General features: G+C 68.9%; 15 protein-coding genes. 9 read left to right on the top strand and 6 right to left on the bottom strand.

Going from position 1 to position 19,266, the window contains the following annotated elements; translation table 11 throughout:
- Positions 1-178: 178 nt before the first annotated feature.
- Positions 179-3,256, top strand: a complete 3,078-nt coding sequence (locus tag WME95_RS33450) for an MYXO-CTERM sorting domain-containing protein (RefSeq protein ID WP_437903410.1) — start codon at positions 179-181, stop codon at positions 3,254-3,256.
- 68 nt (positions 3,257-3,324) lie between these two features.
- On the opposite strand, the gene rsmG is transcribed toward WME95_RS33450, so the two are convergent.
- Together rsmG and WME95_RS33460 are read right to left on the bottom strand one after the other, a co-directional pair.
- Complete coding sequence (gene rsmG, locus WME95_RS33455) at positions 3,325-4,044, bottom strand: 16S rRNA (guanine(527)-N(7))-methyltransferase RsmG (protein WP_437903412.1); 720 nt, start codon at positions 4,042-4,044, stop codon at positions 3,325-3,327.
- Between the two features lie 98 nt (positions 4,045-4,142).
- Complete coding sequence (locus WME95_RS33460; RefSeq protein WP_437903414.1) at positions 4,143-4,601, bottom strand: VOC family protein; 459 nt, start codon at positions 4,599-4,601, stop codon at positions 4,143-4,145.
- A 253-nt stretch (positions 4,602-4,854) separates the two neighbouring features.
- On the opposite strand from WME95_RS33460, the gene WME95_RS33465 reads away from it, so the two are divergent.
- From WME95_RS33465 to WME95_RS33490, 6 genes are all read left to right on the top strand, one after another.
- Positions 4,855-5,232 (top strand): ArsR/SmtB family transcription factor, encoded by a 378-nt coding sequence (locus tag WME95_RS33465; protein ID WP_437903415.1) that lies wholly within the window; start codon positions 4,855-4,857, stop codon positions 5,230-5,232.
- Positions 5,229-5,732 (top strand): SRPBCC family protein, encoded by a 504-nt coding sequence (locus WME95_RS33470; protein WP_437903416.1) that lies wholly within the window; start codon positions 5,229-5,231, stop codon positions 5,730-5,732. Before WME95_RS33465 ends, WME95_RS33470 begins: the two co-directional genes overlap by 4 nt.
- Before the next feature lie 12 nt (positions 5,733-5,744).
- A complete protein-coding gene (locus WME95_RS33475; RefSeq protein WP_437903417.1) occupies positions 5,745-5,975 on the top strand; it encodes an AAA family ATPase in 231 nt (76 codons plus the stop codon).
- Positions 5,965-6,726, top strand: a complete 762-nt coding sequence (locus WME95_RS33480) for a tRNA(His) guanylyltransferase Thg1 family protein (protein ID WP_437903418.1) — start codon at positions 5,965-5,967, stop codon at positions 6,724-6,726. The genes WME95_RS33475 and WME95_RS33480 overlap by 11 nt, the downstream gene beginning before the upstream one ends.
- A 181-nt stretch (positions 6,727-6,907) precedes the next feature.
- Positions 6,908-7,858, top strand: a complete 951-nt coding sequence (locus WME95_RS33485) for a DUF1731 domain-containing protein (RefSeq protein ID WP_437903419.1) — start codon at positions 6,908-6,910, stop codon at positions 7,856-7,858.
- 774 nt (positions 7,859-8,632) lie between these two features.
- Positions 8,633-9,481: an SAM-dependent methyltransferase gene (locus WME95_RS33490; RefSeq protein ID WP_437903420.1), complete on the top strand. Its 849-nt coding sequence runs from the start codon at positions 8,633-8,635 to the stop codon at positions 9,479-9,481.
- A gap of 76 nt (positions 9,482-9,557) precedes the next feature.
- Here the strand turns inward: WME95_RS33490 and WME95_RS33495 are convergent, their stop codons facing one another.
- From WME95_RS33495 to WME95_RS33505, 3 genes are all read right to left on the bottom strand, one after another.
- On the bottom strand, positions 9,558-10,535 hold the full coding sequence (locus WME95_RS33495) for an SMP-30/gluconolactonase/LRE family protein (RefSeq protein ID WP_437903421.1): 978 nt from the start codon (positions 10,533-10,535) through the stop codon (positions 9,558-9,560).
- Positions 10,536-10,729: 194 nt separating this feature from the next.
- A complete protein-coding gene (locus tag WME95_RS33500) occupies positions 10,730-11,629 on the bottom strand; it encodes a HupE/UreJ family protein (protein WP_437903423.1) in 900 nt (299 codons plus the stop codon).
- A gap of 95 nt (positions 11,630-11,724) precedes the next feature.
- Complete coding sequence (locus WME95_RS33505; RefSeq protein ID WP_437903424.1) at positions 11,725-12,624, bottom strand: peptidyl-prolyl cis-trans isomerase; 900 nt, start codon at positions 12,622-12,624, stop codon at positions 11,725-11,727.
- A 256-nt stretch (positions 12,625-12,880) separates the two neighbouring features.
- On the opposite strand from WME95_RS33505, the gene WME95_RS33510 reads away from it, so the two are divergent.
- Positions 12,881-15,088 carry a metallophosphoesterase gene (locus WME95_RS33510; protein ID WP_437903425.1) on the top strand — a complete coding sequence of 736 codons (2,208 nt, stop codon included), beginning with the start codon at positions 12,881-12,883 and terminating at the stop codon, positions 15,086-15,088.
- 53 nt (positions 15,089-15,141) lie between these two features.
- Here WME95_RS33510 and WME95_RS33515 read toward each other — a convergent pair whose 3' ends face one another.
- The gene (locus WME95_RS33515) at positions 15,142-16,569 is read right to left on the bottom strand and encodes a porin (RefSeq protein WP_437903426.1); all 1,428 of its coding nucleotides are present in this window, start codon (positions 16,567-16,569) and stop codon (positions 15,142-15,144) included.
- Between the two features lie 495 nt (positions 16,570-17,064).
- On the opposite strand from WME95_RS33515, the gene WME95_RS33520 reads away from it, so the two are divergent.
- Positions 17,065-19,266 carry an SUMF1/EgtB/PvdO family nonheme iron enzyme gene (locus WME95_RS33520; RefSeq protein WP_437903427.1) on the top strand — a complete coding sequence of 734 codons (2,202 nt, stop codon included), beginning with the start codon at positions 17,065-17,067 and terminating at the stop codon, positions 19,264-19,266.

Raw genomic sequence — 19,266 nt, forward strand, 5'->3', positions numbered from 1 at the left:
GGGCTCTGCGCCGCGGATGCCTGTGCGCATGGCGCTCACGAGGCTCACCATCTCCGACAAAAGCTGAGGGAGACCGTCGCGCCCGAGAACAAAAGCCACACGGGCGAGCTGCAGTTGCGCGAATCTATCTTTTCTCCGACTGCCTCGGTCGCAGCGAGCGGTCGAGCAAGGAAGGTGTATGCGCGGATCTCGACTCTTCGCGCCTGCCGGCACGGTAGGGTTCTCCGGCGCCTGGGCCGCGGTGCTCGCGCTCCTCCTGGCGGCGGCGCCTGCAGCGGCGGCGCCCCTGGAGTCGCCGGCCGTGTCTCCGGCGCTCGCCTTCGGTCCGCCGGTGGAGGGGCCGGCTCCCGTCATCCCGGCCCATCCGAGCGGGTTGTACGGCCGCTACAAGGCCGCCGCCTTCGACGGAGCTGCCTACCTCGCCGCCTGGACCACCGGCGAGCCCGACCGCGATGAGCCCATCTATGCCACACGCGTCCTTGCGGACGGCACCGTGCCCGACCCCCTCGGCTTCGCGCTGGGCACAGGACATCAGCCGCAGATCGCCTTCGATGGCGAGCGCTTCCTCGTGCTCTTCTCCGCGCGCAGCGACGTCGACGCGACACCCACCGTGCGCGCGGTGCGGGTGACCAGCGCCGGCGAGGTCCTCGATCCGGGAGGCCTCGTCGTCCCGCTGGGCCCGAAGCCCCTGCGCGAGATCGCGCTCGCCTCGGACGGGGACGCTCTCTTGATCGTCGGGGAGACATTCTACGAGCCGGGCGGCAGCGCTCGCGAGCTCCGCGCTTCGCGCTTCGCCCCGAACGGCGAGGCGAATCCGTCCGGAAGCGCCGTCGTCGCCAGCTTCTCCCAGGGCGGCTCCGCCGACGTCGCATTCGGCGGCGCGGGCTACCTCGTGGTCTGGCAGCAGGGCGAGGGCCGTGAAGGCGGCGAGATCCGCGCGGCGCGCGTCAGCCTGGCAGGCGAGGTCCTCGATCCGGGCGGCTTCCTCGTCGACACGGTTCCGGTGTTTCCCTGGACACCGTCGGGCCCGCGGGTCGCATTCGACGGCGCGAACTACCATGTGGCCTGGTCAGGTCAGGAGGGACTATGGACCCGGCGTGTGACGCCTCAGGGGACGCTGGCAGATCCCGCGAGCGCGCTGATCCAGCCCGATCTGGATGATCTCTCCGAGCCCGTGCTCGACGACGCGGCGTTCGACGGCGAGCACGTGAGGGTGCTCTGGTCGCGCATTCCCGATTTCTCCTCCGCTCTGGCAGGCCTGCCGGCCTACCTCCACGTGAGCCGGCTGAGCGCTGCAGGAGGTGCGGTCCACGGAGAAGGCCCGACTCAGGTATCACCGCAGGCGCAGAACGGCGCGCTCGCGGAGCGGGGCGCCCTGGTCATCTGGCAGAACGATCGCCCGGACGGGTTCCGCAACGGCCTCCACGGCGCGCGGCTGGGCAGCGATGGGACCCTCCTCGACGCACCGCCCTTGCTCCTCGGCCGCGGCACGAACGCGCAATCGGAACCTCAGGTCTCATCCGACGGCCGGCAATTCGTCGTCACGTGGCTCGACGACCGCGGCCGCGCCGTGGGCGAGAGCGACGCGCTCTTCGCCGCGCGCGTCGCGGCGGACGGCCGCGTCGTCGACGAGGGCGGAACCCGGATTGCGAACGCGGCGGCGAACTGGGATCTGGTGTCGCACGGCTCGAGCCTGCTTTCGGTGGGGATTTCCGGCTTCGGCGAAGATGACCATGCAGACGTGTTTGGGACACGCTTGTCCCCAGCTCTGGAGATCCTGTCCCCCGAGCCGCTGGATCTCGGTAGCGCCGCGCTGTACCGAGGGCTCGCCGTCACCCCCGACCCGGCTGGGTTTGCCCTGCTGAGCGATGGGTCGATGGTGCGCGTGAGCCACGCGGGCGAGGTGCGCCGCACCGCGCTCTCGGATGGCCTTGGCCCCATGGTCGACGAACTCCGCGCGGTCGGATTCGACGGCACGCAGCGCCTGCTCGTATGGTCGCCCGGGGCGCTGAGCCCCGGAATCCGTGCGACGAGGCTTGGTCCTGGGGACGAGATCCTCGATCCCGGCGGGATAGCGCTGGTCGATCTGGCGAGCACGTTCCGCGTCACCGAGCTCGCGGTGGCCCACGGCGCCGGGATGTACGTGGTAGCGTGGCGTGGCTGCGAGGAGGACGGCGGCCTCACGCGGGTGGGCATGATCCGGGTAAGCGCTGCCGGCGGCGCCCTGGATCCCGAGCCGCTACGTGTCGCCAAGCACGCGGGGTGCCAATGGACCGGGCCGAGGCTTCGAGGCGCGCAGTTGGTCTTCGACGGCCAGCGGTTCGTCGCCGTCTGGGAAGAGCCCGTGGGCTCGGCAGACTCGCTGGACATCCACGGCGTCGCGCTCTCGCCGGACGGCGCGGTGAGCGCGCCTTTCGCGGTCTCCGCTGAGCCCGGAAGCGAGCGGTCGCCCGATATTGCGGCGCTGGGCGGGGGCGTGTCGCTCGTGGTCTATTCGCGGTTCGAGTCGGATGTGGAGCACAAGAGTCGACGGGTGTTCGCCCGGCGGCTCGGCCCACCGGCATCCGACACGACCGATCCGCGCGGGCTCGTCGCGGTGGGCGGCTGCTCGTGCCAGGCCGAGGGCGGAGCGCCGCCGGCGCCAGCGGTGTGGACGGCGCTTCTGTTCCTGGGCCTGGCCATGGGGCGGCGCGCCTGGTCGCGGCCGCGGCGCCCAGCACCGGCCCGAACGCGCACGGCGATGCTCCGCGCGCTCCGCCGCGCCCCCATCGCCATGGGCCTCACGGCGGTGCTCGGCGTTGCCGGCTGCGGCGACGCGCCGAGCCCGGAAGCGGCCCGCGACCCCGCCTCCGAGGGGGACGGCGGCTCGACCTGGTTCGAGGTGGGAAGCGGCTCGACGTCCTTCGCGGCGCTCGGTCCCGGCGCCACCGTCGAGCTCGCCGAGGGCGACCAGGGAGGATACCATCTCTGGCTCAGCATCCGCTGCAACGCGTGCGCGCCCGAGGGCATCCTGAGCTACGGCGTGGACGACGCCTCCTCCGGCGAGCTGCTCACGTTCCACGGCCTGCAGCGATGGGTGCGGCTCCGGGAGGTGGAGGACGGCGTTCGCCAGGAGGTGGGCCTGAGCGCGTTCTTGAACGACGGCGACCCTTCTCTGTACCTGGGCCGCGCCGTTCGCCTCTGGGCGACCCTCTCCAGGGAGGGGAGCCGCGAGCCTCCGCTCGAAGGCGAGGCCCGCGCGATGGTCTCCGACTGAGCCGAGCAGGCGTGTTCGCCCGCCGACCCGACAAGAACGGCGGGAAGCCCCGGGAACACCGCCGTGGATCACCGCCCGGGATGGCGCTTCGGCTCCTCCCCCGACTTCCGCAGCATCACGATCTTCCCCGTCGGCGTCGCCACGGTCTTCACGAAGGCGGCTCGCTGTCGCCCGAGGACCCAGCTCGCCTCGGCGAGCTCCTCCTCGGCGCGCTGGCCCTTCACCAGCAGCACGATCCCGCTCGGCCGCACGAAGGGCACCGTCAGGGGGATCAGCATGACCAGGCGCCCCACCGCGCGCGCCGTCACCGCGTCGAACGCGCCTTGGAGATCGCCCTTGCCGAGCTGCTCGGCGCGCTCGGCGCGCACCGACACGTTGGTGAGCCCCAGGCCCGAGGCCACCGCGGTGAGGAACGAGGCCTTCTTCTGCGTCGCCTCCACCAGCGTCACCCTCAGATCGGGCCGAGCGATGGCGACCGGAAGGCCGGGGAGGCCCCCGCCCGAGCCGATGTCGGCGAGGCGCGCCCCCGCGCTCAGCTCCTCCAGCAGGGGCAGGAGCGTGAGCGAATCGAGGATGTGTTTCTCCCAGACCTCGACCGGATCCGTGACCGAGGTGAGGTTCATCAGCTCGTTCATCGCGAGCAGGCGCGCGAGGTAATCGCCGAGCATGGCGATCGTCGCGGCGTCGAGGGTGACGCCGATCGCCGCGAGGCGCTCCGCGAAGCCCTCCGGAGGCGTGAGCGGAGCGGGAGCCGGCAGCGGGAGAGGAGCGCGTTCGTCAGGGGGCATGGACGTCCGCGCACCCTAGCAAGCTCCCCCTCGTGAAGCGCCGCAATTCTCGCGCTCGCCCTCCCCGCCCGCTCCGGGGCCGCCCTTGTGGCGGGTCGCTACACCGCCGAGAGGCGCCTCCGCAGCTCTTCGGGAGAGACGTCCTCGATCCGGCTCGCGAAGGACCAGCGATGGCCGAACGGATCGCGGAGCCAGGCCGTCCGGTCTCCGAACGGCTTGTCCTGCGGCGGGCGATCGATGGTCGCGCCTGCCGCCGCGGCCTGAGCGACGAGCGCGTCCACGTCCTCCACGTAGACGACGACGGCCGGGCTGCTGCCTCCCAGCGTCTCGGGGCTGATGGCGCCGAGCTCGGGATACTCGTCCGACAGGAAGAACCGAGCTCGACCGATGGACAGCTCGGCGTGGCCGATCCGCCCGTCGGGCATCGGGATGCGCGAGTCCTCGCGCGCGCCGAACGCGCGCGTGTAGAACTCGATGGCTTCCGCGGCGCTCCGCGCGCTCAGGTAGGGGAAGCACGTCTGACCTTCCGGGACGGGGTGGACCTTGCTCTTCGTCATCGTCGCGCTCCTTCGTGCTCGTATCGGATCATGGCCTTTCCCGGGGGAACGGCGGGAGTTGCCTTGACGGTCGAGCGGCGCTCCGCGCGCGCCCGGGCGCCAGGAGGAAGGCGAGCCTCTCCTGCGCACGTCGGCGATCCGGGTCGGCGCTCATCCTGGAGCATCGCGCCGACCGCGTATTGGACGAAATTTACCTGCGCGCTCGGCCGTGCGGCTTGACGAACGCGTAACACATCCGTTACACATCACGCCGATGGACGCCGTTGCCCAGGCGCTGGCGGATCCGATCCGGCGGGAGATCCTGCGGATGCTGCGCGATCGCACCGCCACGGCGGGCGCCATCGCCGGCGCGTTTCCGGTCAGCCGCCCGGCGGTCAGCCGGCACCTGCGCGTGCTGCGCGAGGCGGGCCTGGTGCGCGACGTCCAGTGCGGTCGCGAGCGCGAGTACCGCCTCGAGCTCGGTGCGCTCGCCGAGATCGAGGCGTTCCTGCGAGAGCTGCACGCGGCGAGCCCGTGGCACCGCCGGTTCGACGCGCTCGAGACCGAGGTGCACCGCGTCGGCCGGCAGCGGCGCATGGCGACCGCACCCCCGTCCCACAACCAAGCGAAACGAAGGAAGGAGACCGCATGAGCCCCCGACCCACAGGCCACGTCCGGAGCACGGCGACAGGCGCCGATCTCGTCATCACGCGCAGCTTTCGCGCCCCCATCGAGGATGTCTGGCAGAGCGTCACCGCCTCCGAGAGCACGGCGCGCTGGATCGGCCCGTGGGAGGGCGAAGCGGGGCCCGGCAAGACGGTGCGCCTTCAGATGGCGTTCGAGCAGGGGGCGCCGTGGTGTGACTTCTCGATCGACACGTGCGAGCCGCCGCATCGCCTCGCGCTCTCGGCCAAGGACGATCACGGCGAGTGGCGGCTCGAGCTGTCGCTCGCGGCGAAGGGCGAGATCACCGAGCTCACCTTCATCCAGCGCCTCGCCGATCCAACGCTCGCCGGCGATGTCGGGCCGGGCTGGGAGTACTACCTCGACATGCTCGTCGCCTCCAGGCTCGGCGAGCCGCTGCCCAGCTTCGCCGACTACTATCCGGCGCAGCGCGACTATTACCTGGGCGACGCGCGCACGCCCTGCTGAGGTCGCCAGTCGATGGGCTCGCCGGCAGTGATCCTCTTCGTTGGCCTGCCGGCATCGGGCAAGACCACGTTCTTCCGGACCCACTTCTCCGGGACGCACGTGCATGTCAGCAAGGACAATTTTCCCAACGCGAAGAAGCGCGACGTGCGCCAGGCCCGCCTGGTGACCGAGCTCTACTACATGACGATGACGAACGATGGTTTCGCGCAGGAGGTCTGGCAGGAGCAGTCGAATGAAGAGTGACGAGATGGATGCGAAGATGCGACTGGGCGAGTGCTTTCACGAGCTGCGCGCGCTGCAGGGCGCGTACATCGTCATTCGGGTGGACGGCCGTTCGTTTTCGCGGCTGACGGAGCGCACCTGCGAGAAACCGTTCGACGCGGGGTTCCATCGCAAGATGACGGACGCCGCGAAGGCCGTGCTCACCTCTCTCCACGGTTCTTACGCCCATACGCAGAGCGACGAGATCTCCATCCTGCTCCCCCACGAGAGCAACGTCTTCGATCGCGGAGTAGAGAAGCTGGTCTCCATCGCCGCCAGCTCCGCCGCCGCCAGCCTCTCGCTCTCGCTCGGCGCGCCGGTGGAGTTTGACGCGCGCCTGTGGCTCGGCGCCCGGCGCGGAGACGTTGTCGACTACTTTCGCTGGCGGCAGGCGGACGCGACGCGGTCCGCTCTCAACAACTGGTGCTATTGGACCCTCCGAAAGGAGGGCAAGAGCGTCAAGGAAGCCACCCATGCGATGCTCGGCCTCTCCGTCGCTGGAAAGAACGAGCTGCTCTTCTCCCGTGGGATCAACTTCAACGACGTGCCCGCGTGGCAGCGCCGGGGGTCGGGCGCTTATTGGGAGACGATAGCCAAGGTAGGAAAGAACCCGAGGACCGGAGAGAGCGTCCCGGCCACCCGTCGCAGGCTTCGCGTCGACGACGATCTGCCCATGAAAGAGGCTTACGGGAAATTCGTGCGTCAATTCCTCAAGGAGCAGGCCGAAGCATGACGAGCGCCCGCCCACGCGTCGTCACCTGAGGGGCTGGGCGAACACGCCACCATGCGCTCCCGGGCGCGGTCGCTCCGGCAGCGCGCCCGTGATTGGCGCGCCCTCGCCAGGCGCCGGCGCGGCGTGCTCTCGTGGTCGCGCTGGGCTGTGCATTCGTGGCGGCCCGAGGTAGGCTCGCGGCATGAAGATCGTCCTTCCGGGCGGGAGCGGACAGGTAGGTCAGATCCTTGCGCGCGCCTTCGCGGCCGACGGACACGAGGTGATCGTCCTGTGCCGCAGCGCGAGCGTGCCCGCAGGGCGGGTCGTGCCGTGGGATGGACGCACGCTCGGTCCCTGGGTCCGAGAGCTCGACGGCGCCGACGTGGTGTTCAACCTCGCTGGCCGGAGCGTGAACTGCCGTTACACGGACGAGAACCTCCGCGCGATGAGGAGCTCTCGTGTGGACTCGACGCGCGCCGTCGGCGAGGCGATCGCCGCCGCCTCACAGCCGCCGCGCGTATGGCTGCAGATGAGCACGGCCACGATCTACGCGCACCGCCACGACGCGCCCAACGACGAGGCGACCGGGCTCCTGGGCGGCGACGAGCCGGACGTCCCCTCGTACTGGCGCAACAGCGTCGAGATCGCCCGAGCGTGGGAGCAGGCGCTGGACGACGCCAAGACGCCGCGCACGCGCAAGATCGCGATCCGCGCTTCCATGGTGATGAGCCCTGATCGCGGCGGCATCTTCGACGTGCTGCTCGGGCTCACCCGGCGGGGCCTCGGCGGTCCGGCCGGCGGAGGGCAGCAGTTCGTGTCGTGGATCCACGATCGCGACTTCGTGCGAGCGACGAGGTTCTTGATCGAGCGGGACGACATCTCCGGGCCGGTCAACCTCGCCTCGCCGGGGCCGCTCCCCTACCGCGATTTCATGCGCGCGCTGCGCGAGGCCTGGGGTATCGGCTTCGGGTTGCCCGCGATGAAATGGATGCTGGAGGTCGGCGCGCTCGTGATGCGCACGGACACCGAGCTCGTGCTGAAGAGCCGGCGCGTCGTCCCGGGACGCCTGCGCGAGGCCGGGTTCACGTTCGCCTTCACCGAGTGGTCGGCGGCGGCGCGCGACCTCGTGGCGCGATGGCGCACCGAGAGCTGAGGAGCTGACGCGCTCCCGCTGTGAGCTCCTGAGCTCTCCCGAGCCGAGCTCTGCTGATCCGGGCGCGATGGCGATCGTGCCGCGCTTGCCGTCCGCCCCGACCGCCACCGCCGCGCCCGTCCTCGAGCCCCTTGCCGGCGACGCGCCCGAGCTCGGCCAGCGCCATGGCGGCCGCGCCGAGCTCGCCAGGCGCACGCGCGCCTGGCGCCGCGCAGTGGGATTGGCAAGCTTTTAGCTAGAGTTTTGGCTGGAGAGGGAGAGAGGTGCGTGGGAGGCACAAGGGAGAAGCACGAGAGCTCCCAGCGGGCCCGCGCGCCGTGCACGCCCTTTGCAATCGGCCACAAAATCGCAACACGGCCTCTTTCATGAAATCCACGCATCATGCGGACCAGAGGAGAAGCAGAGGTGCGCGGACCAAAACACGGATTGCATGGCGGCCCCTCGTCCAATCGGCCAGATACCAGCGACGACTCGGCTCTTGGCGATGCGCGAAACCGGACCAGGGGCGAGCTCGATTCCGTCCATGTCATCAGCGGTAAGCGCCACGTGTTCCGATGATTCTTTCATCCAGAATGGGCGCCCTGGAATCGTCGCCGTTGACCACCTGCCGACCCACCTTCAGCGCAGAACTCCGATAGACATGGCAGACCGATCGCAAGCTGCACAGCCCCGGACATCGTGCGCACGTACGACATCGCCGCCAGCCACACGAGCGCCACACACCAGAAGCTCAGCCACGGTTCGCCCACTCACCATTGCCACAGGGTCGCTCCTATGACGAGAAAGCGCGTCCGTCACTTCACACGCGAGGAGGTACTCGAAGTCTACGAAGGCCATCCGCTGCGCCTCGAGACCCTGAAGCAACGGCTCGCGGGTGAGCACAAAACTCGGGTCACCGAGGACGATCTCGCGTTCGATGAGGAGCGCGAGATCACGGACCAGAATCACATCGGAGGCGCACCGTTCGTGCTTGAGCTGGCGGAGGCATGTGGCGTCCGCCCTTCAGATCATGTCCTCGATCTCGGCAGCGGCATCGGGGGTCCGGCACGACTCCTTGCTAGCCGTTATGGCTGCCGGGTCCATGGCGTCGACCTGAACCCGCAGCGGCACAGCGACGCCATGGAGCTGACCCGGATCACAGGGCTCGAGACGACGGTGACCTTTACATGCGCTGACATCATGGCGCTCACGCCAGAACCCGCCTATTCGGTCGTCTGGGGCCAAAACTCATGGATCCACACCGCCGATCCTGTGCGCCTGCTCGAGCTGGCGAGCGGCTGGCTCATCGCTGGCGGACGCGTTGCATTCGAGGACACCTGTCTCGGCCGAGACCCCGGAAGCCTGCAGGAGGAGAAATGGCTGGATACGCTCTCCGATGTTTGGCGATCAAGCTTCGTGAGCGCGCAGGAGTGGCGCGACGCCTTTGTTTCCGCGGGCCTGCGCGTCGTCGTGGAGGTGGACGTGACGACGCCATTCATCGAGCACTATCAGAAATTCACGCAGCTCGCCAGCGAGAGCCCCGATTCATATCCGGCCCACGAAGTCGTTGGATGGCGCTGCGCTCGACACCTCGGCGAGGCCGGAGCGCTCTGCTTCATGCGGCTTGTCGGTGTGAAAGGTTGACGCCCGTGGGGTGTCAACCTTCCATCGCCGCCTCGAGGAGGCATTCCTTCGCCGCGAGGGATCGCTCGTCCGCGGATCACCTCAGCTCGTAGACGTCGACCGTGTCCACCATCACATGGGGGACGAGGACGCGTCCACGCTTCGTGTCGTAACCGATGTCGGCGGGCGTCTTCTGCTCGGGAATCGCGACCACGAAGGTTCCGCCGAGCTTCCCGCGAAGCACCGCCGACGCTTCGTGGCTGGTCACGAGGAGCGAGTCCCCGAGGGAGATCAGGCCATCGAGGCGACCGCCGGGCGCCGTGGTGGTCGCGTCCTGCTTGGCGCCCTTCTCATCCAGGCGGAAGACCTCGGGAGCGCCGCTCGAGCAGACCACGAGCCCCTTGTCGGACCATGCGAGGCCGTTCGGCATGTGCAGGTCGGTGGTCTTCACCAGCGCCTTGGCCTTGCCCTTCTCGATGACGTACATGGCATCGCTCGACGTCGCCTCCAGGGTTCCGGTCGCGGTGATCTTGAAGCCGGAGTCAGACACGTAGACCTTGCCGTCCGGAGCCGCCACGACGTCGTTCAGCAACGTCGTACCGGGGATGGCGATCTCTCCCTTCGGCGCCCCGGTCTTGAGGTCGAACATCCGGACGGTCGTGAGGTCGGCGACGTAGAGCACGCCCTTCGCGATCGCCGAGCCCGTCGGCGCGTCGAGCTTGACCTTGGCCTTGCCGCCCTCGATCCACTTCAGGTTCGTCACCTGACCGTCGGGCGAGAGGACGGAGATGAAGCCGTTGTTGTCCTTGTCGTCCGGATTGCCGTTGATGTTCGACACGAGGTACCGGTCGTTGTCCGCGTCGTAGAGCACGCTCTCCGGCTTGGCGAAGCCGGTGTACCTGGCGACTGGGCTCGGCGCGGCGAGCCTGGGCGGCTCGGGCGCCGCCGTCGACGCCGCGGGAGCAGCCGGAGCCGCAGGCGGGGGCTCAACGCTGTTCGTCGCGACGGGCGCGACGGAAGCGGAGGCCGCCGGCGCCAGCGCGGGCGGCCGGGTCTCCCCCCCGCAGGAAACCATCGCGGCCGCAGCGGCGATGGACGTCAAAATGCCACGGAATCGTGCCACGAAATGACCTCCGGGCGGCGAATCTACCACAACGCCGAAAGCTCTGGTTCTGGAGCCGGACGTCGAACGCAAGCTGGCCGCCGCGTGGCCTTCCGAGGAGGACCGTGCTGCGGCGCGCGCCGCGCTCAGCCGCTATAGCTAGACGGTCAGACGTCGGGTACGAAAGCGGCGATCCGCTCAAAAAACCAGTACATCGCCAGCGTGCCCATCGCGTAGTAACCGGCGGTCGCGAGACCAACGCCCGACGCGCGCCCGAGCCTACGCAACGCCGCGCGGAGCGCCAGCAAGCCTGCGATGAACACCAGCTGCCCGATCTCCACGCCGACGTTGAAGCAGAGCAGCGCGATCGGGCGATCCGCGTTGGAGAGCTCCAGCACCGCGAGCGCGTTGGCGAAACCGAAGCCGTGCAAGAGCCCGAACGAGAACGCCACGAACCAGGGCCATCGGCGAGTCAAGCTCGGCCGCTTCGTGCGTGCCTCGCCAGCTATCTCCACGGCGACGAACGCGATGCTGAGCGCGATGACGGCTTCGACGGGGGCGGTAGGCAGGCCGTGCAGCCCGAAGGTCGCCGCTCCCAGCGTCAAGCTATGCGCGACCGTGAACGCCGTGACGGTCTTGATCAGCACGCGCCACGAGTCCAGCAGCCAGAGCAGCCCCACCACGAACAGCAAGTGATCCAGCCCGAGCCAGATGTGCGTGATCCCGATCCAGACAAAATTGGACACCCCGCGCAACGCCCTGGTATCGGTCCGCACCTCTGACACTCGAACGTGGGGCTGCGCGGCGGTCAGGCTCAGCATCTGGTCACTGCCGTCAACCCACCGGATCTTGATCATGCCGGAGGTCGAGAGATCGCCCAGGCCGTCGAACCCGACGCGACCTGACAGCCCGCGCGCGCCGCAATCGAGGCGCGGCGCCTCGAACCGGCAGTGCTCAGGGAACACGGGCTTGAGCAAGTCGTACGCCGCGCTGACGTCCTGGATGCCCTGCGTGCGCTCCCAGCTGGCGATGAACTCGCCAGGTGAGCGCTCGTCGAGCGCCAGCACGCTCAGCGAGAGCGTGTGGGCGTGCGCGGCCCCTGCGCACAGGGAACACAGGGTGATCCACAGCGCCGCCGCCGCCCGCAGCCACTTCCCGCTCGTCATGGCCGCTCCGCGATCTGGACGCGCCACTGCGATGTGATGCGGCTGAGCTCCGCTTGAAACGCGCGCGCAGTCCGATCCTTGCGATAGTCCGCGCTCACCTGCTCGCGGATGGTCTCGAACGAGGGCTCCGACGCCGCGGTGCGCTCAGCGACGCGCACGATGTGAACTCCGCGACTGGACCGCAGCTCTCGCCAGCTGCTGCTCGGCAGAGTCCAGAGTTCGTGTGCGAGCTCGGGGCCGTACAATGAGGCCAGCTGAGCTTCGGAGCGTTGCGAATAGTCGGTTGGAATGGGCAGCCCCGGCCCGTCGGCCGGCTCTTGTCGTTCCAACGACGACAAGAGCCGCCGTGCGTCGCCGTCGGCGTCCGGCCCGCTGCGAATCAGGTACTCGCGATAGCTGATGGTCTCAGGGACGGCGTAGTCCGAGAGATGCGCTTCATGGTAGGTTTGTAGCTCGATGTCCGTGGGCGGCTTTTGGCTGAGCTCGGCTTGCAGCATGCCGCGCACGCGGGCGATGACCTGCGCGCGCAGCATCGGGTCCGTGTGCACGAGGGACAGGCGCAAGCCCTCGCGAAACAGCGCTTCATCTTCGACGTAGCGTCGGATCAGCTGCTCGCGCTCTGTGTCGTTCGGGGCCCTGCCCTGGCGTTGCTCGAACAGCTTGACGAGTTCTCGCTGTTTGGACGCCGACACGTCGAGCGTGGGCACGTCGGACGCGCGGGTGACCAGGAGATGTCCGGCGAACACGAGCGCCCCGAGCAGCGTGAAGTGAACGAAGGGCTCGGAAGCGATGCGCCGCGACAAAGCGACGAGGGTCTTGGCATCTTTGGCCGTGCGGCCCGATGCCCCCTCGAACGCGGTCGGGTCGGCGGCTCTAGGGGCGGCGGTTCGAGTCATGGCTCTCGAGAGTGCAGCGTATCCGGCTCACGGACTGGCGAGCCCGGCGGAGGCTACCCGTGCTCCGTGGCGCCTCTGTTTCAGCAGCGCGACGGCGTCGCGACTTGACGGTGGACGACGAGACCTCGCGGCGCAGCGCACGCCGAGCGGCAACCAGAGGTAACTGGAGCCGCACGGAGTTGCAACCTGCACCGCATACAAGTGCGGCAGCGAACAGAGCCAGGCTCGTCCGTCTTGGCCAGGGGAGCACCCGTACATGACAAAAACCTACCGTTTGATGCTCGCTGTAGCCGCTTTCGCGCTGTGTTGTGTAGCGACACGCTCCGCGAGCGCGCAAGCCGCGTTTTCGGTCGTGTTGATCCCCGACACCCAAAACTACAGCGAGTTCTCCTCGTACGAAGTCTACGAACACCAAATGCAGTGGCTCGTCGACAACCGCGCCGCGCGCAACATCAAGTTCGCGGTGCACCTCGGCGACATCACCAATCACGACACCGCAATCGAGTACGACGTGGCGAGCGCCGCGCACACGCTGCTGGACAACGCCGGCGTGCCGTACAGCATGACGATCGGCAACCATGACATCTACCCGAGCAACGAAGCCTACAAGCGCAGCTCGCTGTACGCGGATTACTTCGGCCAGCCGCGCTACGAGGGCGAGTCGTTTTACGGCGGTGCTTACGACGCATCGAACATCAACAACTACACGTACTTCGAGGCCGGCGGGCTCAAGTTCATGGTGGTGAGCCTCGAGTTCGCGCCGCGCAAGGACGTCGTGACGTGGGCGAATCAGGTCATCGCGAACCACCCGGACCGCCGCGTCATCGTGGCCACGCACTGCCACATGAACAACAACGCTGAGCACGCGAGCGGCTGTGCCGACAGCTACAACCTCGAGGGCCGCGACGGCGTGGACCTCTGGGAAGAGCTGATCCAGCGCCACAGCAACGTGTTCATGTCCGTGAGCGGACACATCCAGGGGGTGTCGTATCGCCGCCGCACCGGCAACAACGGCAACAACGTACACGAGATCCTGAACGACTTTCAGAGTGAGCCGGTCCTGGGCAACGGCCATGCGCTGGGCAACGGCTGGCTGCGCGTCCTCACGTTCGAGCCGGCGCAGAATCAGATCACGGTGGAAACGCTGAGCGTCGAGGACGGCAACTGCGCGATCTTCGCCGACTGTCAGGCGACGCTGTACCTGAACTACAACAAGGCGCAGAGCCCGACTGCGACCAAACACAACCAACAGAACTACGCCATCAGCTACGACATGCAGGCTGCGCTGCCCACGTACGCTTACACGGCCAGCGATATCTTGTTCAAGGATCGCATGGCCAACGTGCAGTTGACGGGCGAGCACTTCGATCCCAAGATCGCGACGGCGCCGAACGGCAACTTCGTGGTGGTCTGGGAAGATGACCACGATGACAACGGCGTCGGTCAGATCTACGCGCGCGGCTTCGACCCGGACGGCAACGCGCGGTTCTCGCAGATCGCCGTGAACAGCGTGGATTCAGGCGAGCAGAGGCACCCGAGCGTCGCCATCGACGACTCGGGGAGATTCGTGGTGGCGTGGGAAGACGATCAGGACGGGAACGGCGCATATCAGATCCTGGCGCGCGGCTTCAATGCCAATGGCAGTGAGCGCTTCCACGATGTTACGGTGAACACGGTGTCGGGCGGTCAGCAGTCGAGGCCCGCGGTGGCCTGCGACGCCAACGGCAATTTCGTCGTCGCCTGGGAAGACGATCAGGACGGGAACGGGTACTATCAGATCTTGGCGCGCGGCTTCACTGCGGCCGGCGTTCAGCGCATCGCGACCTTCACCGTCAACAGCGTCGCCGCGGGTGAGCAGTTCAATCCGGCCATCGCCATGGATGCGGATGGTGACTTCGTCGTCGCTTGGGAAGACGACCAGGACGACGACGCCAACTTCCAGATCTATCATCGAGGTTTCACCGCCACGGGCGGCAACCGCTTTGCGCAGAGAGCGGTCAATACGAACACGGCGGGGCAGCACACCATGCCGTCGATCGGCATGGCGAACAACGGGAACTTCGTGGTGGCCTGGGAGGACGATCAGGACGACAACGGCTACTACCAGATCTATGCACGCGGGTTCACGATCACCGGCGCGGAGCGGTTCGGGGTGATGGCCGTGAACAGCGTGGCTGATGGTCAACAGCTTGCGCCTAGCGTTGGGATGCGCGGCGACGGTGCTTTTGCGGTGGCTTGGCAGGACGACCAGGACGACAACGGCGCGTATCAGATCCTGGGTCGCGATTTCACGGCCGGCGGCGCGCAGCATCGGGCGGATTTCACCATCAACAGCGACTCGAGCGGCCAGCAACGGTTGCCTGTGACTGCCATGGATGATCAGGGCCGCTTCGTGGTGGCCTGGGAGGACGACATGGACGGGAATGAGAAGGCGCTCATCCTCGTTCGCAATTTCAATTATTGAACTTTGAGGCGGCGGCCTGGCGATGCGGGGCCCCCGGGCGCGGCCCTCCCGCTTCAGAACGTGGCGTCGAGCTGGAGGCGACCGACGTGGCGGGCCTCGGCGGTGTCCTTGCCGAAGATGTAGAAATAGTCGCCCTGGATCTTCAGGGCATACCCGTTCACATAGTAATTGAGCCCGCCGCCGACCTGCTTTCCCTGCGTGTCGACGAGGTCGACGAGCTTCGGATCGGTGCCGCGCTCCGCGAAGATCTGGTCCCAGCGCGCGGCGACCTCGACCCGCTCGGTCAGCAGGAAGCCCGACTGGACGAAGTAGCCGTAACCCGACCGGGTCCACTCCCGCACGGGCGCGCCGTCGACCTCGCCCTCGAAGGAATCCCGCTCGGCGTGGCGCACCACGGCCTCGGCCGAGAGCGAGAAGCCGGCGTATTTGAAGACGAGATCCGCCGCGCCGTGCAGGTAGTCGGCCGCGCCGTGCGCGAGCGTCGTGCCATAGGTGCTGTTCTGGCGGTTGGTCTGGTGGTTGTAGGCGCCCGCGACGCCCACCGCGAGCCGGGGCTTCGCCTCGCGAGAGAGGTCGCCCTCCTGGTCGTCGTCGAACGCGCCGAACGGGCGGACCGCGAGCCGCGCCACCGCGAGCGGGCCGTGCTTCTGGCCGCCGAAGCGATTGCGCCCCTCGCCGCCGCCCACGAAGAGGTTGTACGACAGCTTGCCTCCCAGGCCGAAGAGATCGGGCGATGAGAGCATCAGGCCGACGTCGCGATCGAGCGTGAACTCGCGGACGGCGATCTGGCGATCGACCAGCTGGAGGGTGAACTCGCGCGTGGTCCGCGCCCGGTCGAACGGGACGAAGAACTGGCCGACACGCACGTTGAGATCGCGGATCCCGGTGTACTCGACGAAGGCGTCGAAGACGGGAGAGGGGCTGTCCTTCTCGAAGTCGTTGCCGCCGAAGGCGAGCTGCACGGTGTACTTGAGATCGGGCGAGAGGACATGGCCGCTCGTCGTGAGGCGCACCGTCTTCACGTTGATCTCGTTCGTGTCGTCCTCTCCCGTGTGCGTGATGGTCTCGCGGAGCTGCACGCGGGCCCGGATCGTGGACGAGAACTTGTCGTCCACCGTCTTGACGGTGAAGCCCTTTCCAGGAGCCGCCGTCACCTTGACGCCGCTTCCCTTGTCCTTCGCCGCCTCCGCCTGCTGCTTCTCCGCGCTGGCCCGCTCCTCGGCGGCCGCCTTGCGCTCGGCCTCGAGGCGCTCGATCAGCCCGCGCTGCTGCTGCTCGAGCTCCGCGACCCGGCGGCTCAGCGGCTCGACGCCGGCCGCCGCACCGGTCTCCTGCGGCGCCGGGGCCGGAAGCGGCGCCGGGGCCTGGGGCGGCGCCGCGGGCTGCTGAGCGGACGCCTGGGAGGGGAGCGCGGCGGCGACGAGCCAGAGCGCCGCTGCCGCGCGGACCGTGTGCGACTTCTTTCCGTTGATCGATTTCAAGCGCGTTGTTCCTCGGATCAAACCAGCTGCTGACGACGCACGGCGCACGACCCTCGACGCGCGGCGCGCACGGCCGGCACCAGCCGCCGGCGCGAACGCGCACCACGCCCTCGCAGGCGGCGGCCCCTCACTCCCCGGCCTGCGCTCCGCGTCCCACGCACGACGCGCAGACGAGAGGCCGCGGTCAGGAGCACCCGGCTGGGCAGCAGCGACGCCAGCAGGGAACCACCGAATGTGTCATCCAATATAACGGACGAAGATCTCTGTCAAGAGATGGATCGCGCCCACAAGGATCCCTGAATGCGGGCTCGCTCACCATCCAACGGGCCTTGGGACATCCGCCATACCGGACACCCGGAGCGGGCGGCGCCTCCGGATCAGGGAGGGCGCCGGATCGCGCGAAAGGGTTCCAACCGACGGCGAGGCAACTAAGATGGCCCCGACGCACGCACGAGGCGCTCCGATCGGGGCCCCGCCGCGGTGCGTAGGGATCTCATGAGCCAGAACCCGGACCGCAGCGATCCGCTCAACATCGCCGGCAGCCTGATCGCCGACAAGTACAGGATCGATCACGCCGTGGGCGAGGGCGGCTTCAGCGTCGTCTACAGGGCCGAGCACGTCATCTGGAAGCAGCCCGTCGCCGTCAAGTGCTTCACCCTCCTCGGGGGCGCGCCGGCCGAGCAGCGGGAGCAGCTGCTCCAGGCGTTCATCCAGGAGGGCAAGCTCATGACCGAGCTGTCCAGCCGCTCGGCCGCGATCGTCCAGGCCCGCGACATCGGCACGTTCAACGCGCCGGACGGGCAGTGGCTGCCCTACATGGTCCTCGAGTGGCTCGACGGCAGGCCGCTCGATCGGGTCCTCTTCGACGAGACGACCGACGGCGCGCCGGCGCGCGACCTGCGCGCGACGATGGCGCTGCTCGAGTCGGCCGCGATCGCGCTCGATCTCGTGCACTCGCGGAACATCGCGCACCGCGACATCAAGCCGGCGAACCTGTTCGTCGTCGGCCAGCCGCGCGACGCCTCGACGTTCGTGAAGGTGCTCGATTTCGGCATCGCCAAGGTGATGGCCGATCACGCGGCGGCGGCGACGGCGCTCGCCCAGACCGGCAAGGACATCACCGCGTTCACGCCGAGCTACGGCGCCCCCGAGCAGTTCAGCCGGACCCACGGCGCGACCGGGCCCTGGACCGACGTCTTCGCGATGGCGCTCATCATGATCGAGGTGATGCTCGGCGGAGCGCCGGCGCTGCAAGGCGACGACTACCTCCAGCTCGCGGTCGCGAGCCGCGATCCGTCGCGCCGGCCGACCCCGCGGACGCTCGGCCTCACGGTCAGCGACGAGGTCGAGGCGGTCTTCGCGAAGGCGCTCGCCGTCGCGCCGGCGGACCGCTTCCCCACCATGGGCCGCTTCTGGTCGGCGCTGCACCGGGCGGTCTTCCCCGAGGACCCGGCCTGGGCGCTCTCCACGGGCGGCGGCTCGCTCGCGCCCCCGCCCGGGGCGCCGTCGCCCCGCGCGTCCGCGCCGCGGCTCCCGTCCTCGCCGCGGATCTCGCTGCAGGCGCAGACCGCGCCGACGATGGCGGCGCCCTCCACGGCCCCGGGGCCGCCGCCCGCGCTGACGTCGCAGCCGGTCTCCGTGGCCGGCTCGAGCGCCGCGAGCGACGCGGCGGCGCCGAGGTCGAAGGGCCCGCTGCTCTTCGGCGGCGTCGCGCTCGCGCTCGCGGCCGGCGGCGCGATCACCTGGAGCTTGCTGCGCTCCGCGCCGCCTGAGGAAGAGGCGTCGCGGAGCGCGCCGGTCGCCACCGCGTCCGCCACCGCGGCGGCGCCGACGGCGGCCGCCACGGCCGCGGCGGCCGCGCTCCCCGAGCGGCGGACCGAGTGCCCTGCAGGGATGGTGCTCGTCCCGGGCGGCAAGTTCTTCATGGGCTCCGACGAGCCGGAGTTCAAGCTGTGGCAGCCCGCGCACAAGGTGACGATCGACACGTTCTGCATCGACGTCCACGAGGTGACCGCGGGCGACTACAAGGCGTGCTCGGACAAGGGAGAGTGCAAGCGGCCCCCGGCCGCGCCCGACTTCCCGAACACGAGCGGCGCGCCCGCCGCCGCGCACCAGAAGACGCTGACGGCCCTCGCCGAGCAGTGCACCTTCGGCAAGCCCGAGCTCGCGAAGCACCCGATCAACTGCTTGCCGTGGAGCCTCGCGAACGCCTACTGCGAGGTCCACGGCAAGCGCCTGCCGACCGAGGCGGAGTGGGAGTACGCGGCGCGCGGCTCCGACGGGCGCAAATTCCCCTGGGGCGACAAGCCCGGCGACCAGACCTTCATGAACGCGTGCGGCACCGAGTGCACGGCGTGGGAGAAGGCGCGCGGGCTCACGCTGAGCGAGCGCATGTACGACGCCGACGACGGCTTCTCCGGCACGGCGCCGGTCGGCTCGTTCCCGAACGGCAAGACGAGGTTCGGGGCCGACGACGTGGTCGGCAACGTGTGGGAGTGGACCGCGGACTGGTTCGAGACCTACAAGGACGAGGAGCAGGTGAACCCGAAGGGGGCGCCGGCCGGCGATCGCAAGGCGATCCGGGGCGGCGCCTACAACGGCGGCTTCGCGCTCTGGCTCAACCCGGCGTTCCGCTACCACCAGCTCGCGACGGCGAGCGCGCCGGGCATCGGCTTCCGCTGCGCCGCGCGCCTGTAG

Source organism: Sorangium sp. So ce327 (assembly GCF_051530205.1).
In the GTDB taxonomy this organism is placed as follows: Bacteria; Myxococcota_A; Polyangia; order Polyangiales; family Polyangiaceae; genus Sorangium; species Sorangium cellulosum_B.